Origin of the sequence: Promicromonospora vindobonensis, from assembly GCF_042685865.1 — a bacterium.
Classification (GTDB): domain Bacteria; phylum Actinomycetota; class Actinomycetes; order Actinomycetales; family Cellulomonadaceae; genus Promicromonospora; species Promicromonospora vindobonensis.
Genome location: NZ_JBHUOG010000002.1, coordinates 1,370,014 through 1,385,401 on the forward strand (window position 1 = coordinate 1,370,014; position 15,388 = coordinate 1,385,401).

The 15,388-nt window shown below is 72.6% G+C and carries 13 protein-coding genes; 2 read left to right on the forward strand and 11 right to left on the reverse strand.

What is annotated here, in order from left to right:
- Positions 1-12: 12 nt before the first annotated feature.
- The 4 genes from ACFS27_RS19410 to ACFS27_RS19425 form a co-directional block, all read right to left on the reverse strand.
- Positions 13-3,378 carry an ATP-binding protein gene (locus ACFS27_RS19410; protein WP_377186100.1) on the reverse strand — a complete coding sequence of 1,122 codons (3,366 nt, stop codon included), beginning with the start codon at positions 3,376-3,378 and terminating at the stop codon, positions 13-15.
- On the reverse strand, positions 3,375-4,061 hold the full coding sequence (locus tag ACFS27_RS19415; RefSeq protein ID WP_377186102.1) for a DUF4194 domain-containing protein: 687 nt from the start codon (positions 4,059-4,061) through the stop codon (positions 3,375-3,377). Before ACFS27_RS19415 ends, ACFS27_RS19410 begins: the two co-directional genes overlap by 4 nt.
- A complete protein-coding gene (locus ACFS27_RS19420; protein ID WP_377186104.1) occupies positions 4,054-5,709 on the reverse strand; it encodes a DUF3375 domain-containing protein in 1,656 nt (551 codons plus the stop codon). Before ACFS27_RS19420 ends, ACFS27_RS19415 begins: the two co-directional genes overlap by 8 nt.
- Before the next feature lie 68 nt (positions 5,710-5,777).
- Entirely contained in the window at positions 5,778-6,434 is a 657-nt protein-coding gene (locus tag ACFS27_RS19425; RefSeq protein WP_377186106.1) for a TetR/AcrR family transcriptional regulator, read from the reverse strand.
- 146 nt (positions 6,435-6,580) lie between these two features.
- On the opposite strand from ACFS27_RS19425, the gene ACFS27_RS19430 reads away from it, so the two are divergent.
- Complete coding sequence (locus tag ACFS27_RS19430; RefSeq protein ID WP_377186108.1) at positions 6,581-7,339, forward strand: SDR family NAD(P)-dependent oxidoreductase; 759 nt, start codon at positions 6,581-6,583, stop codon at positions 7,337-7,339.
- Here ACFS27_RS19430 and ACFS27_RS19435 read toward each other — a convergent pair.
- Together ACFS27_RS19435 and ACFS27_RS19440 are read right to left on the reverse strand one after the other, a co-directional pair.
- Positions 7,330-8,391, reverse strand: coding sequence for a DUF4037 domain-containing protein (locus ACFS27_RS19435; RefSeq protein WP_377186110.1), 1,062 nt, complete (start codon positions 8,389-8,391; stop codon positions 7,330-7,332). The two genes, ACFS27_RS19430 and ACFS27_RS19435, sit on opposite strands and share 10 nt — an antisense overlap.
- 68 nt (positions 8,392-8,459) lie before the next feature.
- Positions 8,460-9,944 (reverse strand): BadF/BadG/BcrA/BcrD ATPase family protein, encoded by a 1,485-nt coding sequence (locus ACFS27_RS19440; protein ID WP_377186112.1) that lies wholly within the window; start codon positions 9,942-9,944, stop codon positions 8,460-8,462.
- A 136-nt stretch (positions 9,945-10,080) separates the two neighbouring features.
- Between ACFS27_RS19440 and ACFS27_RS19445 the strand changes: the two genes are divergently transcribed.
- A complete protein-coding gene (locus ACFS27_RS19445) occupies positions 10,081-10,731 on the forward strand; it encodes a UdgX family uracil-DNA binding protein (RefSeq protein WP_377186114.1) in 651 nt (216 codons plus the stop codon).
- Positions 10,732-10,737: 6 nt separating this feature from the next.
- On the opposite strand, the gene ACFS27_RS19450 is transcribed toward ACFS27_RS19445, so the two are convergent.
- From ACFS27_RS19450 to ACFS27_RS19470, 5 genes are all read right to left on the reverse strand, one after another.
- A complete protein-coding gene (locus ACFS27_RS19450; RefSeq protein WP_377186116.1) occupies positions 10,738-11,931 on the reverse strand; it encodes a zinc-dependent alcohol dehydrogenase in 1,194 nt (397 codons plus the stop codon).
- A 95-nt stretch (positions 11,932-12,026) separates the two neighbouring features.
- Complete coding sequence (locus ACFS27_RS19455) at positions 12,027-12,752, reverse strand: ZIP family metal transporter (protein ID WP_377186119.1); 726 nt, start codon at positions 12,750-12,752, stop codon at positions 12,027-12,029.
- 12 nt (positions 12,753-12,764) lie between these two features.
- The gene (locus ACFS27_RS19460) at positions 12,765-13,139 is read right to left on the reverse strand and encodes a PLDc N-terminal domain-containing protein (protein ID WP_377186121.1); all 375 of its coding nucleotides are present in this window, start codon (positions 13,137-13,139) and stop codon (positions 12,765-12,767) included.
- Between the two features lie 130 nt (positions 13,140-13,269).
- Entirely contained in the window at positions 13,270-14,550 is a 1,281-nt protein-coding gene (locus tag ACFS27_RS19465; RefSeq protein ID WP_377186124.1) for an ABC transporter permease, read from the reverse strand.
- A complete protein-coding gene (locus ACFS27_RS19470) occupies positions 14,547-15,242 on the reverse strand; it encodes an ABC transporter ATP-binding protein (protein ID WP_377186127.1) in 696 nt (231 codons plus the stop codon). The genes ACFS27_RS19465 and ACFS27_RS19470 overlap by 4 nt, the downstream gene beginning before the upstream one ends.
- Positions 15,243-15,388 lie beyond the last annotated feature (146 nt).

The following is a 15,388-nucleotide window of genomic DNA, read 5'->3' on the forward strand; positions in this document are numbered from 1 at the left end:
GCCTGACTCTCGTTAGCCGGCGGACTCGGCGACCCCCGCCACCGCCTTCGTCCGCGACCGGCCCGAGGCGTCCTTGAGGACCACGTACTTCAGGTCGACGTGCGGTTCCAGGGCGCTGTACTTGTCGTTGGGCGCACCGATGATGAGCTGGAAGCCGAGCCCGCGCCAGGCTCCGACGGCGCGACCGGTGAACCGGGCGTCCGCCTTGATGAGGGCCTCGTCGAGGAACACAGGGGCGTACCGCGGCCGCTCCGCCCCGGCGTCGCCGAGCTGGTAGCGCAGCGCCGCGCCGACGATGAACGCGACCAGCTCCTGCGACTCCCCGCCGGACTTCTCCCCGATGCCGTCGTAGTGCGCCACGTGGTTGCCGTCGAGGTCCACCTTCTCGGCGCTGAGCCGCACGTGCCGTCGCACGTCCACGAGGTCGGCGAAGTCGGGCGCGTTCCGGCGGATGCGGTCGATCACCTTGGCCATCCGCAGGTACCGCCGCTCACGCTCCGCGTCCGTCGCCTCGCGGGTCAGCGAGTCGCGCAGGTTGCGCAGCTCCTTGCGGAACGCGCCGACCACGGAGGACTGGTTGTCGCGCGCGTCGATCCGGAGCCGGTGCTCGTCGTCGGCGAACGGGAGGTTCGCGAGGATGTCGTTGACGGGGCCGATCCGCTCCTTGATCTCGCGGACCGAGCCGGCCAGCGCCCGGTACAGGTCGGTCAGGTCGTTCCCCGACAACCGCAGGAGGCTGTTGCGCCAGTCCGCCTCGAGCTCGTGGAGCCCGCTGGTCTCCAGGTCCGTCAGGATCCGGTCGTAGTCGCCGAAGGACGCCTCCGGGTCGGTCCCCAGGTTCGGGTCGTGCCAGCGCTCGCGGAAGTTCTCGAAGGTCCGGCGCAGCGCCTCCCTTGCGGTGCCGAGCGCGGTCTGCGCGGCTTCCCGGTCCGCCTTGAGCCGTTCGGTGGCCTGCCGGAGCGCCCCGTCGAACGCCTCGAGCGCGGCTGCCGCGGCGGCGCCACCGCTCGCGGTGTCGACGTCGGCGGCCGTGAACAGCCCGTCGAGGTAGGCACGCTGCTCCGGCCCGACGGCGACCGCTGCGGCCTCGGCGTCGTCGAGCGCCTGCTGGGCGGCGTCGACGTCGTCGGTGACGGCGGTCCAGCGCGCCTCCAGCGCGTCGGCGCGCGCCGTCGTCTTGCCGAGGTCCTGGTTGAGGGCGTCGATCTGCTTCTCGAGCGCGCCCGACTGGTCCCGCAGGCGCGTGATCTCGGGGTTGCCTGCGGTGACCTCGTGGATGACCTGCGTCCAGCGGGACCGTTCAGCCCGGACGGCGGCGACGTCCACCTGGTCCCACGTCAGGCCGCTGACCACGCGGTAGGCGGCGAGCTCGTCGTCGTGCCGGTTCAGGTGCGCGTCGGCGTCCGCCACGCGGCGTTCCGCCTCGTCGAGCCGCTCCCGTGCCTCGCCGATGCGCTCGTCGAGGTCGGCCAGCGCGCGGCCGTTGGTGAAGCCGAGCACGTTGGACCGGAGGCTTCCGCCGTGCGCGCCGCGGTGGCCCTCTGACTGCTGGCCCGTCCGGGTGAGCGCCATCTTGTGCTGCCCGAGCTGCCCCGGCGTGTCCACGCAGACGTAGGCGAAGCGCTGCGCCAGCTCGTGCTTGAGCCAGCCGGCGAAAGGCCCGCCGCGGACGTCGAGCCGGCCCGGAAGGGTCCGCGTGTCGAGGCCCAGCTCGTCGCGCATCCCTGTGGGTACCCCCTCGAACCGGATCCGGGTGGTCGTCGGGACGGCGTCGATCGCCTTGCGGAAGGCCTGGATGCGCGCCGTGTCGATCAGCATCTTGGTCGCGAAGCCGCCCAGCGCGAGGTTGAAGGCCCCACGCCAGGGCTCGAACTCGGTGCGGACCTCCAGGAGCTCGCCCACGAAGGGCAGGTCCTCTGGGGTCAGCCCTGCGGCCTCGGCCAGCGTGGCACGCGCCCGGTGCAGGTGGTCGGGGATGTTGCCGCGCCGCTCGGCGGCCGCCGACCGTTCGGCCTCGAGCTCCGCGAGGTGGGTGCGCGCGGCGTTCCGCGCCGACATCGCCTCGCCGAACGTGTCGCGCGCTGCCTTCTTCGTCCCGACGTCGGCCAGGGCCGCGCCTGCACGGGCAGCCACCGCCGAGAACTCCGCCTCCGAGGTGGCCTCCGCTTCCAGCACGCCCAGGGCGTCGTCCAGCCGGCCGCGGGCTCGCTCGACCTCGGCCAGCCGCGAGTCGACGCTCTTGAGCTCGCGCTGCGCGGTCGCCAGCCGGTCGCCGCCCGACGCGCGGAGCGTCTCCAGCACGCCGTCCAGCTCGGACTTCGCCGCGGTGATCCGGACCCTGGTCTCCTCGGCGCGCCCCGATGCCGTCCGGTGCTCGGTCTGCAGGTCGTGCTCGACGGCGCGCAGCAGGCCGAGCCGCCGCCCGTTGCGCCACAGCGCCGCCGGCGACGCGGCGTCCGCGAAGGAGCCGATCTCGTCGATGACCCGCAGCCGCTCGACCGCTCCCTCGACGGCCGCGTGATAGCCGCGGATCGGCGCGAGCGCGCCCACCTGCTGGCGGGCCGTGATCATCTGCTCACGGGTGCCCGCGAGCTTGTCGAAGTGCTCGACCACCTCGTCCGCCTTGGCCAGGGTCTCCGGCTCCTCCAGGACCATGGCCTTGTAGAGGGCGTCCACCGTGGTGATCTGCTGGCCGGCCTGGATGCGGCCGAGCAGCGCCACCGCCTTGTTGCCGTCGCCCGACGCGCCGATGCCGAGCGTCGAGTGCAGGCGCGCCGTGAACTCCCGGTCGGTGTCGAAGCACGTCAGCCCGGCCGCAGTGACCTCGGTACGGGCCAGCCGCTGGGCGGCGGCCCGCTCCAGGTCGCGCAGGTCGAAAGGGCCGTCGAGCGTGGCCCGCAGCGGGACGACCTCCTCGAGGGTGCGTGCGGCGGACGGGACGTACCAGGCGCGGACGGCGGTGAACTGGGTGCCGGACTGGTCCACCCACGTCATCGCGATGGCCGACCAGGTGTCCCTGCCGTCGCCCCGCAGCACGCGCTGGCGGGGGCCGTCGTCGGTCCGGGACTCGTCGATCTTGCCGCGCGCGTAGGACAGGATGTTGCGCTGGTCCTTGCCGCGCGGCCGCCCGACGACACTGCCGTTGGACGCGCCGTTGAACGGCGTGGTGTGCGGCATGAGGAGCGCGATGTAGGCGTCCATCAGCGTCGACTTGCCGGAGCCGGAGCCGCCGGAGAGCAGGGTCGCCGTCGTAGCCAGGCGCACCTGGTGGAGGCCGTCGTAGCCGCCCCAGTTGACGAGCTGGAGGTCACGCGCGACCCACTGCTGGCCGGTCGACGCCGCGGGGATCATCCCGAACAGGGTGTCGATCATCGTCATCGCTGGTTCTCCTGGTTCTGCTGGTTCTGCTGGTTCTGCGCACGCAGCCACTCGCGCAGCTCGCCGAGCCGTTCGTTGCTGAGCACGATCTCGACCAGCGGCGTGACGCGGAATCGGCCCTCGGACTCCTCCTCGATGAGCCCTTCCTTCTCCAGCCGCCGGACGGCGGTGCGGATCTCCGTCTGCCGCGCGGCCAGGTTCTTGTCGTCCGGGTCGAAGAACGTCAGCACCGTCTGCTCGACCTCCTCGACGTCCACCCGGGCCGAGGCCTCCCCCGCACCCTGCTCCCGCTGGAAGACCGTGCGCAGATGGACCAGGACCAGCGTCTCCGCACGGGTGTACGGGTCGTCCTTCAACAGGATCGGGACGTCCAGCTCGGCGGAGCGGACCTGCTTCTTGTACGCGATCCCCCGGTCGTGGTCCACGACGAGGTGGACGAACAGGTCGTGCAGCCGGGACTCGATCACGTGCTGGTTCTCCAGGAGGGTCCGCCACTGCGCCGGGTTCCGGTCCGCGACGAGGAACCTGCCCCGCAGCAGCCGGACCAGCACCCGGCGCACCGCTGCGTCCAGCGTTCCCGAATCGCCGGCGAACAGCTGCTCCGGATCCTCCTCCATCGGCACCGGCTCGATGAACCCGCCGTCGGCCTCTGCAACGTACTCCTCGACGGCGGTCTCACTCATCTGCGTCTTCCTTCGTGCGTCGTTCGGTGTCCAGCTTGGTATCCAGCTCGGTGCCCTGCTTCGTGTCCTGCTTCGTGTCCTGCTTCGTGCCCTGCTTCGTGCCCTGCTTCGTGTCCTGCTTCGTGCCCTGCTTCGTGTCCTGCTCGGTATCTGCCGCCGTCCGCACCGTGACGCCGCCGAACGCGAACCGCCGCCGCGAGCCGTCGGGCCGGATCGCCTCGACGACCGCCACCTGGTCGGTCTCGGTCATGCCCTGATGGTCCGCGAGCTCCAGCAGCCCGAGCAGGTCCACCGGCCGCCGGATCGCCACGGGTGCGGCGCTGAACACCGCGGCGAGGTCCGTGCGGCCGCCGTCGCCGTCGGTGGTGGGCACAGCGGCGAACGCGGCGAGGTGCTCGCGCAGCTCGGCGTAGTGGGGGCCGCCCCACTCGCGGGCGCCGTCCTCCAGGTCGGTGTCCGCGCCGTCGTCCGGTGCCTGCAGCGGGGCCGGCGGCTGCGGCGGGCTCAGGTCGCTCGTCGACTGACGCAGGTGCGCGATGTCCGCGACGGGCAGCCTGCGCAGCGGGTCGACCTCCTGGCCCCGTCGCGTCGTCGGCACCCACGCCTGGAAGCTGATCATGACCTCGCGCAGCAGCTCGTCGACCTGCCGGTCACGGAGCGGGTCGTGGTTGCGCACCTGGGTCGTGATGACGTGGGAGGCCTGGCGCTGGGCCTTGATGACCTCGGCGACGCCCTGCTCGATCCGCCGCCCGACATCGCGCAGCTCGGTGCGCTGCTGCCCCGGCAGCCGCCCCGTGAAGCGGTGGCGCAGCACCGTGTCGAGCTGGAGCGACAGCTCGTCGATCCGCTGCGGGTCGCCGATCAGCCGCAGGGCGCCGGCGAAGGCCCTGCCCTCCGGCGTGGTCGTCATCACCTGCTCGCCGCGCTCCAGGTACTCGCGCAGCACGTCGCCGGAGGGCCGCTCGTCCTGGCGGAGCGCGGTCACCACGTCCCGCTGCATCGCCTTGATCGACTCCGCGACGCGCGCGAAGTCCGCCGGCAGCTCGCGCACCAGGTGCAGGACGTTCTCCGCCTCCTCCAGCAGCTCCTCGTCGTCGACCTCGTCGACCTCGCCGCCCCGGTCGAGCCGCAGCAGCTCGGCCTGCAGCCGGTCGATCTGCGCCTGGAGGCGGGCCATGCGGACCGCCACGTCGGGGTCTGCGTCCTGCGCCAGCCGCTCCACCGCGTCCAGCAGCGTCCGGACCCGCGACTCCGAGACCCGGGCCCGCGTTCCGCCGGCCCGCCCGGCGACCTCCAGCGCCCCGACGGCGTGCGCCGAGAGCTGGTAGACCTCGACGTCGCCGTCGACGATCTGACGCTTCAGCCAGCCGACGTCGGACCACTGCCGGCACAGCTCCCGCGCACTGCCGAGCGGGATCGCCCTCGTGCCGTCCGCGTTCAGCTCGTATCCCTGGGCGCGCAGCTGGTCCAGGGCGTCACCGATCTCGGTATGGGCCTCCGCCACGGGAACCGTCGGGCGCTCCGGCGTGAACACGAGCGAGAGCAGCGACACGACGAGCGGGGCGTACCTGCGGTGGAGCAGGTCCAGCATCGGCTCCTGGAAGGCGCGGAGCGCACCGAGGTAAGCACCCTCTGCACGAGTAATCATCGCCGCTCAGGGTACGTGGGACCACGGACGTCCACCGTCCCGTCGTGCACAGGCCAGGCCCGCGCGGTTCAGCCCGCCGGGATGTCGGACGGGGTGTCGGACGGGATGTCGGACGGGGTGTCGGACGGGCCGCCGGGGATGGCGGGCAGGAGCTGGGCCGCGAGCGAACGCGCCGTCGCCGACAGCGTCCCGATGTCCATCCCGCTGCGGCCCATGAAGGTCAGGCCCTGCTGCGCGGCGAGCAGCGCCCGTGCGGTGCCGTCCGGGTCGGCGGAGGCCGGCACGTCGCCCTCGGCCTGCGCCCGCACCACGCACTCGGCCAGGAGCGCCGTCGTTCCCTCGTACGCCTGCCGCGCCTCCGCCGCGACGACGGGGTCGGCGGACGCCAGCTCGGTGGTGCTGTTGGCGAGCAGGCAGCCGCGCCGCGCGGACACGCCGTCGGGGTCGCCCACCGACCCCATCAGGAAGGACCGCAGCGCGTCGACAGCGCGCGGCGCGGAGTCGAGGGACCGGCGCAGTCCGAGGTCGAGCGACTCCACGTACCGGCGCAGCACCCGGAGGAAGAGCTCGTGCTTGTCCCCGAAGGCGGCGTAGAGGCTGCCCTTGCCCAGGCCGCTCACCCGCATGAGGTCCTGCATCGAGGTGGCCGCGTAGCCCGAGTCCCAGAACTGGTTGCAGACCGCGCGCAGCACCGCGTCCTCGTCGAACTGCCTCGGCCTCGCCATGCCCCCAGGATAGTGATTCTTGACCGGCCGGTCCAGCACACCTAATCTGGACCGACCGGTCAAGAAAAAGTGGTGGGGCACCCGCGACCGGACGGACACCCAGCCTCAGCACGCTCCGAGCACCACACCGCAGAGGAAGAACAGTCATGGGTCAGCTGACCAACAAGACCGTCCTGGTGACCGGCGGAACCTCCGGCATCGGGCTCGCCTCAGCGAAACGCTTCGTCGCCGAAGGCGCCCGCGTCTACCTCACCGGGCGGCGCGAGCCGGAGCTCGCCGCCGCCGCCGAGGCGCTGGGTGACCAGGCGATCGCCGTCCAGAACGACGTCTCCGACCTGGACGACCTCGACAGCCTGTTCCGGCGGATCGCCGACGACGGGAACCGGCTCGACGTCCTCTTCGCGAACGCGGGCGGCGGAGAGGCCGACCAGCCCCTGGACACGCTCACCCCGGAGGCCTTCGACCACACCTTCGGGATCAATGTGCGCGGCACCGTCTTCACGGTCCAGAAGGCGCTCCCGCTGCTGAACGACGGCGGCAGCATCGTGCTCACGGGCTCCAGCTCGGCAAGCCGCGGCATCGCGGGCTTCGGCGTCTACTCCGCCACGAAGGCGACCCTGCGGCAGTTCGGCCGGGTCTGGGCGGCGGAGCTCGCGCCCCGCCGCCTGCGTGTGAACACGGTGGTACCCGGGCCCACCGACACCCCAGGACTCCGCGGCCTCGCCAAGGACCCGGGCCAGACCGCCGCGCTGCTCGACGGCATGGCCAGCAGCACGCCCATGGGCCGCGCCGCCGATCCGGCCGAGATCGCCAACGCCGTGCTCTTCCTGGCCTCCGACCAGTCGAGCTTCATCACGGGCAGCGAGCTGTTCGTGGACGGCGGCGAGGTTCAGGTCTACCCCTGACCCCCGACCGCCCCATAGCCCGGCCGCTCGACGAGGACCTGCGCCAGCCGGACGCGCAGGTCCTCGTCGGTGAGTGTGCCGACGTCGTCGACCCACTGCTCGGTGCCCCCGCGGTGCGACAGCGCGCGCACCTCCGAGTCGGCGATTGCGCCCCGCAGCGTCCCGGCCACACCGTCGCGCAGCCCCGTGAACGGCCGGTCGTAGAAGTCCTCGCAGGCCGCCCCGGCCAGTGCCGGCAGCCCGATGGCGTGCTGCCGCTCGTGCAACGCCTCGCACGCCGCGCGCAGGGCGGCGTCCCGCTCCGGCCAGGTAGGTGCCGCGAGCGCGTCGGTCAGGTGCCCGGCGACCGACGGCGCCACGGGCAGCCGCCCGAACAACGTCCCGGCCCACTTGGGGTACGGCGGCCAGCGCCGCTCCAGCAGGAAGCCGAGCCGGACCAGCGCCGTGACCAGCCGAGCGGCGATCAGCCGGGAGCCGAGGTCGTCGCCACGCTGCCCGGTGCGGCCCACGAACGGCAGCTCCTGCCCGATCCGTGTCCAGTCGGCCGCGAGCACGTGGAGCCACACGTCGTGCGGGTACCAGGCGAGCCGTTCGCGCAGCGCGGTGATCGCGCCGGCCGTGTCCTCGAACACCGGCCCTGCCGTCACCTCCAGGACGGACTGGCCCGTGAGCGACAGCCAGTCCGGCACGCTCAGACCGGCGCCGACGTCGAGCCCCGTGCGGGACCGGACGAAGCCGTCCGGCGCCGCGACCTCGATCCGGTGCCGGGCCGCCGGGTCCCAGGTGAGCGGGAACGCCGTCGGCCAGCCCTGGTAGGCGGCCGGGAGCGACGCCGCAAGGAGCTCGTCGACCTCGCCCACCCGGTCGGCCGGGACGAGCAGCGTGAGCCGCAGCCCCCAGTCGTGGTCTCGGGAGGTGTCGTCGTCGAGCCCCAGCACGTCCGAGCCGGTGCCGAGCTGGCCTGCCGCCCTCGGCACCTCGGGCAGCGTGCGCTCCAGGATCGGGCGGACGACGTCGGCCCAGTACGCACGGGCGAGCTCGGTTCCGGACATGCCGCCAACCTAGGAGCCGCGCCGGGAACGGTCCAGGTGAATCGGCCCGCCGACGCCGCGCGGCCGGCTCACCGCACGTTCGCGGTGACCGCCCGCGCCGTGAAGCAGGTCGAGCCTCCCACGTAGATGCGGTCGCCGTCGGACAGCCAGCGTCGCTCCCCCTGCCGCAGCGGCTCTACGGGGACGGCCTCACCGCGCCCTGCGACGTACGTGCCGTTGGCCGACCCGAGGTCGATGACGCTCCAGCCGCCCTCCACCCAGGCGATCTCGCAGTGCCGGCGGGACACGCCGCTGTCGTCGCAGACGATGTCGGGCACGACGCCGCGGGTGCGCGACGCGCGACCGACCACGAGGCGCGCGCCCGTCAGCGGCACGACGGCGTCGACCGACGTGGCGACCAGGGTGTCCTCGGGGACCTGGTCGGCCGACCACTCGAAGTCCGACCGGACCTCGACCGCCCACGCCGTCGGCTCGCTCTCCATCCGCAGGGGCCGGACGACGGGCAGCACCACGCGCGGCAGGGTGATGGAGTCGTCGAGCCGGGGCGCCGCACCGATCCGGACGGCCAGCAGCGGGACGTGCTCCCGGACGACGACCGGGTGGGCGGCCAGCATCCTGGCCAGGCTCAGCGCGCCGTCGAGCGGCAGGCCGGCGCTGGGCTGCACGCGCACGTCCTCCCGCTTCTCCAGGAGGTGCTGGAGCACCATCGACCGGAACATCGGCGCGTACATCAGGAGCTTTCCCGTGGTGACCGCCACCGGCTCCACCCCGGGGTGGCGCAGCACCGCGCACAGCCCGTCCGCCAGAGACCTGGCGGCCTCGTCGAGGATCTCGCGGCACGCCAGGTCCCCGTTGCCCGCCGCCCTGATGACCTGCGGCGCGAACCCGGCGAACAGGGACACGTCGGTGACGGCGGCCCACCGCTCCCTGCGCCCGAAGTGCCGCTCGGCGGCCTGCACAAGACCCGGCGACGCCCCCACCCGGCGACCGTCCATCGACCGCGCCGCGGCGTCCAGCCCGCGCCGGCCGATCCACGCGCCGCCGCCGTTGTCGCCGACGTGCGGCCCCATCCCGTCCGCGAGGTGCCACCGCCCGACGTCGTCGCACGCGACGGCCACCGCTCCGGTCCCGACGGCGAGCGTGGCGCCAGGCCCCGAGCCGAGGGCACCCAGGTGCGCCGTGACGGCATCGCTCGACACGGCGGTCGAGCTGGTGCGCAGCTCCTCGGCGAGGATGTCGTGCACGAGGTTGGGGTCGAGGCTCCCCGCCTGCGTCTGCGACCGGAACCCGCGCATCCCGACGGCGGCGGCCGCCACCCGCGGACGCCCACCGAACTCCGCGGCGAACCCACGGCACAGGCCTCGCACCACGTCCGGCACGGTCGAGCGCCCGGCGACGACGCCGGCAGGCGGCCCCGTGACCTCGTAGGACCGGCTACCCGGCCCCGTGCTGACCCGCAGGCGCGAACCCGTGCCGCCGATGTCCACACCGGCTACCCCGGCGTCCGCTCTCGGGGCCCCTGCCCCACCCTGCTGACCAGTCACTATCGGCACGGGGCCATAGTCACCCGAGATGTCGCAGTCCGCTATGCGTCGAGTGTCATATGCGCTCGGCGCCCGTCCGACCTTCGCGTAGCGAGCGGACCGGGGTCGGGACAGGCTGGTGACGAGGACACCGAGGAGGTCGACCGTGTCACCTGCCGCCGCTGCCGGCCGCAAGCCCGCCCGCCCGGGCGCGGAGGAGTGGGTTCCCGCGAGCGCCCGTGTCGACAAGCTGGCGCAGGCGGTGCACGACTGCCGTGGCTGCGAGCTGTGGGGTCCGGCGACCCAGGCGGTCTTCTCGTCCGGGCCGGACGACGCAGCGGTGGTGCTGGTCGGCGAGCAGCCGGGCGACCGCGAGGACCGCGAGGGTGAGCCGTTCGTCGGCCCGGCGGGGCGGGTGCTTGCGGAGGCGCTGGAGGCCGCGGGCCTGGACGCGGAGCAGGTGTACGTGACCAACGCCGTCAAGCACTTCCGGTTCACCGAGCGCGGCAAGCGGCGGCTGCACAAGAAGCCGGATGTCGCGCACATCCGGGCCTGCGTGCCGTGGCTGGAGGCGGAGCTTTCGGCAGTGCGGCCGCGCGTCGTGGTCGCACTGGGCGCGACGGCGGCCCGGGCCGTGCTGGGGCACGAGGTCCGGATCGGCGCCGAGCGCGGGCAGGTGCTGGACGGCGAGACGCACGACGTGGTGGTCACCACGCACCCCTCGGCGCTGCTGCGGCTGCGGGACCGGGCGTCGTACGGCGCGGAGTTCGACGCGCTGGTCGCGGACCTGCGGACGGCGGCCGACGCGGCGGCGTGACGGCACTCAGGCCGCCGGGTCGAGCACCACCTTCACGCAGCCGTCCTCCTTGCGCTGGAACATCGCGTACGCCTCGGCGGCGCGCTCGAGCGGCCAGCGGTGGGTCCGCAGGTCGAGCGCGCCGAGCGGGTCGGCGGGGTCGGCCGCGAGCCGCAGCAGGCCGTCGGTCCAGTGCCGCACGTTGGCCTGTCCCTGCCGGATGGTCACCTGCTTGTCGAACAGGCGCAGCATCGGCAGCGGGTCCTTCGCGCCCCCGTAGACGCCCGAGATGGAGAGCACACCACCGCGGCGCACGAGCTCGATCGCCGTGAGCAGGGCGGCCAGCCGGTCGGTGCCCGCCCGTTCGACCAGCGGTCTGCCCACGGCGTCGGGCAGCACGGCTGCTGTCTTGTGCATGGTCTCGGCGACCGGCGAGCCGTGCGCCTCCATGCCGACCGCGTCGATCACGGCGTCCGGGCCGCGCCCCTCGGTGAGGTCCTTGACCGCCCCGACGACGTCGTCCTGCCGCCCTGAGTCGATGACGGTGGCGCCGTGCCGAGCCGCCATCGCGAGCCGCTCCGGCACCAGGTCCACCCCGATGACGAGGCCTGCCCCGCGGTGGGTGGCGACCCGGGCCGCCATCTGGCCGACCGGGCCGAGCCCGAGCACCACCACCGATCCGCCGTCGGGCACCTGCGCGTACTCGACCGCCTGCCAGGCGGTGGGCAGCACGTCCGAGAGGTACAGGTACCGCTCGTCCGGCGCCCCGTCGTCCGGTACGACGACGGGGCCGTACTGCGCCTGCGGCACCCGCAGGTACTCCGCCTGACCACCCGGCACCTGCCCGTACAGCTTGGTGTAGCCGAACAGGGCGGCCCCGCTGCCCTGGGCGGTGACCTGGGTCGTCTCGCACTGCGACTGCAGGCCGCGACGGCACATCCAGCACGTCCCGCAGGCGATCCCGAAGGGCACCACGACGCGGTCGCCGACCCGGAGGCCGCCCGCCTGCGGGCCGACCTCCTCGACCACGCCCATCGCCTCGTGCCCGAGCACGTCACCGGCGTCGAGGAACGCTCCGAGCACACCGTAGAGGTGCAGGTCGGACCCGCAGACAGCCGTAGAGGTCACCCGCACTATCGCGTCGTTCGGCTCCTCGATCCGCGGGTCGGGGACCGTCTCGACACTGACGTTCTCCCGGCCCTGCCACGTGACTGCTCTCATCGTCCGCTCCTCGTGTCGTGGGTGGGGCGCCATGTCCACGCTGGCACCGCCCTTCCCCACCCGCATCTCTGCCCGCTGCGGGCGGGGAAGGGCGGTCAGATCGCGGACAGCATCAGGGAGACGGCGAAGCCGACCGCGACCAGTGAGCCGGTCGCCACGCCCTCGACCCGGTACGACTCGGGCAGCAGGGTGTTCGAGACCATCGCGAGGAGCGCGCCGGCCGCGAACCCCTGGGCGAGGGCTCCTGTGCGGTCGCCGCCGGCCGGGTCGAGGAGCAGGTAGCCGAGTGCGGCGCTCACCGCGGCGACGAGCACCACGGCCGACCACATCCACAGCACCCGTGACCTGGTCCAGCCGGCGGCACGCAGCCCGCTCGACGAGGACAGCCCCTCGGGGAAGTTGCTGAGGATGACGCCGGCGAGCAGAGCGACGCTGACGTTGCCCTCGAGCACCGTCAGGCCGAGGACGAACGACTCGGGGATGCCGTCGAGCACCGACCCGAACACGATCGCGAGCGGTGCCCCAGTTGCCTGGGCACCGCTCGCGTCCTTGCGCTCGCCGCCACCGCGGCGGCTCAGCCACCAGTCACCTGCGGTGAAGGTCGCGGCCCCCAGCAGGGTGAGGAGCCCGACCTGAGCCACCGACGCCGTCTTGACCGCCTCGTCGACCAGCTCGAAGGCGACCGACCCGATGAGCAGGCCGGCACCGAGCGCCATGACCACCGCGATGAACCGGCGGCTCGGTGCCCCGGCGTACGCGACCAGGGCGCCGACGAGCAGTGCCGCCGCGCCGACCGCGCCCCACAGGAAGGCCAGGGCCATGAGCTCGGCCGGTCAGGCCAGCGCCTTCGTCTTGAGCCTCTCGTACTCCGCCGGCGTGATGGTGCCGGTGTCCAGGAGGGCCTTGGCACTCGTGATCTGGTCGGCGGGTGACGCGGTGGCCACCTCGCGGATGTAGCTCTCGGTCTCGTGACGCGCCTGCGAGACCATCTCGACCTGACGCCGCGCCATTCCCCGCCCGCGGGCGATGAGGTAGACGAAGGCGGTGATCACCGGCAGGAAGATGAGGAAGACCATCCACAGGGCCTTCCACCATCCCGAGAGCTCCTTGTCGCGGAACAGGTCCGCGATCACCTGGAAGAGCACCATGAGATACGCCAGGAAGAAGAAGCTGAAGACCATCAGCCAGAAGAAGTCCCAGAAGTCCATGATCCGTCCTACTCTCGTGATCCTCCATGAGGCTCAGTCCTCGAAGTGCCGGTGAGCACGGACCGAGAGCTCGAACGTAAGCGTGCACCGGTGTCGGCGACCTCGTAGGAATCGGGTGAGAGCGGCCGTCTCACTCGTAGCGCAGCGACGAGATCGGGTCCTGCCGGGCCGCTCGCAGCGCAGGAAGGGTGCCGGCAAGGAACGCGATGCCCATGACGGCGAGCACGACGGTCGCGACGGACACCGGGTCGAAGGCGACCAGCGTCAGGCCAGGGAGGTCGGCCAGCAGCGTCCCGGAGAAGCTGTTCACCAGCTGCCCCGCACCGATCGCACCGAGCACGCCCAGAGCGCTGCCGACGAGGCCGATCACGACCGCCTCGATGCTGAACAGCGAGAAGACCCGGCCGCTGGACAGCCCCATCGCCTTCATGAGGCCCACCTCGCGGGTCCGTTCCTGGACCGCCATGAAGAGCGTGTTGACGATGCCGATGCCCGCAGCGACCAGCGCGATCACGGCGAACCCGTTCAGGACGAGCACGATGCCGTCGATGACCGCCGTGAAGGTGCCGAGCTGGTCCTCGAGGGTGCTGCCGAGGTAGCCGGCGTCCTCCAGCCGGTCCTGCAGCGCCTGCGCCTCCGCCGTCCCGGCGGCGGCGTCGAACCATACGGACGCCTGCCCGTACCGGGTGGCCGCCGCCTCGGGACCGCCAGTGGTCTGCAGGTCGAAGAGCACCTCGGTGAGTGCGTCGTTCGGGATCGCGCCGGCGCTGCTGATCACTCCCGGCTCGGCGACACCGACGATCGTCGCCCGCGTGGTCACCTGGTTCCCGGTGCCGTCGGTGACGCCGAGCCGCACGGTCTGCCCGACGGCGTCCTGCGCGCTGCCGAGCTCCAGCGGCTCGAGATAGCTCTCCGGGAGCACGAGCTGGCGCTCGTCGGCGTCGAGGTCGACCTGCCGGCCGGACGCCAGCTCGGCCTTCATCCCCGGCACGAACTGCGAGACGGACAGCTGGTACTTGTCGCCGCCGTCGTGCTGGACGTAGTCGGTCGCGACCTGCTTGACCGGCTGGACGCTCTGCACGCCGTCGATGTCCGCGATGGTGTCGATGTCGTCGTCGGTCAGCGCGACGGTGCTCGCCCCCGGCGGGCCGTCGGCCTCCACCTGGTCGGGGTCGTACTCCGCCGGACCCTCCGTCGGCGCTTCCTCTGCCGCCTTGGTCACCGTCATGACGTCCTCGACCCCCACGGAGGCGACCGTGTCGTCGAGGTAGCTGTTGACGCCGGTGCCCAGGCCGTTCGTCAACGACAGCGTGAAGGCACCGATGAAGATGGCCAGCACGGTCAGGCTGGTGCGCAGCCTGGACCGGAACGAGTTGCGGAAGGCGGTGGCGACGACGTCGACGGCCTTCATGCCGCCACCCCCTCTGGCACCGCGACGAGACCGTCGCGGATGAACACGCTGCGGTCGCACCGGGCGGCGAGGTCCTCGTCGTGCGTGACGACCACCAGGTTGATGCCCTGGCGCCGGTTGAGGTCGAAGAGGATGTCCTCCACCACTGCGCCGGTGGCCGTGTCCAGGTTGCCGGTCGGCTCGTCCGCGAAGATCACGCGCGGCTGGTTGATCAGCGCCCGGGCGATGACCACGCGCTGCTTCTGCCCGCCGGACAGGTCGTTGGCCCGGTTGCCCGCCTTGTCGTCGAGCTCGAGCTGGGCGAGCGCCGCCATCCCGCGTGCGGTGCGCTCGCGGCGCGGGACCCCTGCGATCTTCAGCGGGAGCGTCACGTTGTCGAGCACGCTGGCCTGGGCGTTGAGGAAGAACTGCTGGAAGACGAACCCGAAGGCGCTGTTGCGGGTCTGGTTGAGCTGCTTGGCCGACAGCCGCGAGGTGTCGGTCCCGTCCAGGGAGATGGTCCCGGAGGTGGGCCGGTCGAGCAGGGCGAGCAGGTGCATCAGGGTCGACTTGCCCGAGCCGCTCTTGCCGATGATGGCCATGGACTCACCCTCGGCGATGTCCAGGTCCAGGCCCTTGAGCGCCTCGAAGGCGCTCGGGCCTGAACCGTAGGTCTTGTGCAGGTTGCTGACGGAGAGCAGTGGGGATGCCACGTCGGCCGCCTCTCTCGTGTTGCCGGAGATGTTGACGTGGTCAAACCTCGCCGATGCCGAGCCAGCGCGAATCACCCTGACGGTGACTCTCGTGTACCGCTCTGGTAGTACTCGCCGGTCACCGGGCCGATCGGCGGCCTGCGAGC

Coding starts and splice junctions, on each gene's coding strand:
- ACFS27_RS19410 (WP_377186100.1), bottom strand. CDS start 3,378: ATGACGATGATCGACACCCTGTTCGGGATGATCCCCGCGGCGTCGACC.
- ACFS27_RS19415 (WP_377186102.1), bottom strand. CDS start 4,061: ATGAGTGAGACCGCCGTCGAGGAGTACGTTGCAGAGGCCGACGGCGGG.
- ACFS27_RS19420 (WP_377186104.1), bottom strand. CDS start 5,709: ATGATTACTCGTGCAGAGGGTGCTTACCTCGGTGCGCTCCGCGCCTTC.
- ACFS27_RS19425 (WP_377186106.1), bottom strand. CDS start 6,434: ATGGCGAGGCCGAGGCAGTTCGACGAGGACGCGGTGCTGCGCGCGGTC.
- ACFS27_RS19430 (WP_377186108.1), top strand. CDS start 6,581: ATGGGTCAGCTGACCAACAAGACCGTCCTGGTGACCGGCGGAACCTCC.
- ACFS27_RS19435 (WP_377186110.1), bottom strand. CDS start 8,391: ATGTCCGGAACCGAGCTCGCCCGTGCGTACTGGGCCGACGTCGTCCGC.
- ACFS27_RS19450 (WP_377186116.1), bottom strand. CDS start 11,931: ATGAGAGCAGTCACGTGGCAGGGCCGGGAGAACGTCAGTGTCGAGACG.
- ACFS27_RS19455 (WP_377186119.1), bottom strand. CDS start 12,752: ATGGCCCTGGCCTTCCTGTGGGGCGCGGTCGGCGCGGCGGCACTGCTC.
- ACFS27_RS19460 (WP_377186121.1), bottom strand. CDS start 13,139: ATGGACTTCTGGGACTTCTTCTGGCTGATGGTCTTCAGCTTCTTCTTC.
- ACFS27_RS19465 (WP_377186124.1), bottom strand. CDS start 14,550: ATGAAGGCCGTCGACGTCGTCGCCACCGCCTTCCGCAACTCGTTCCGG.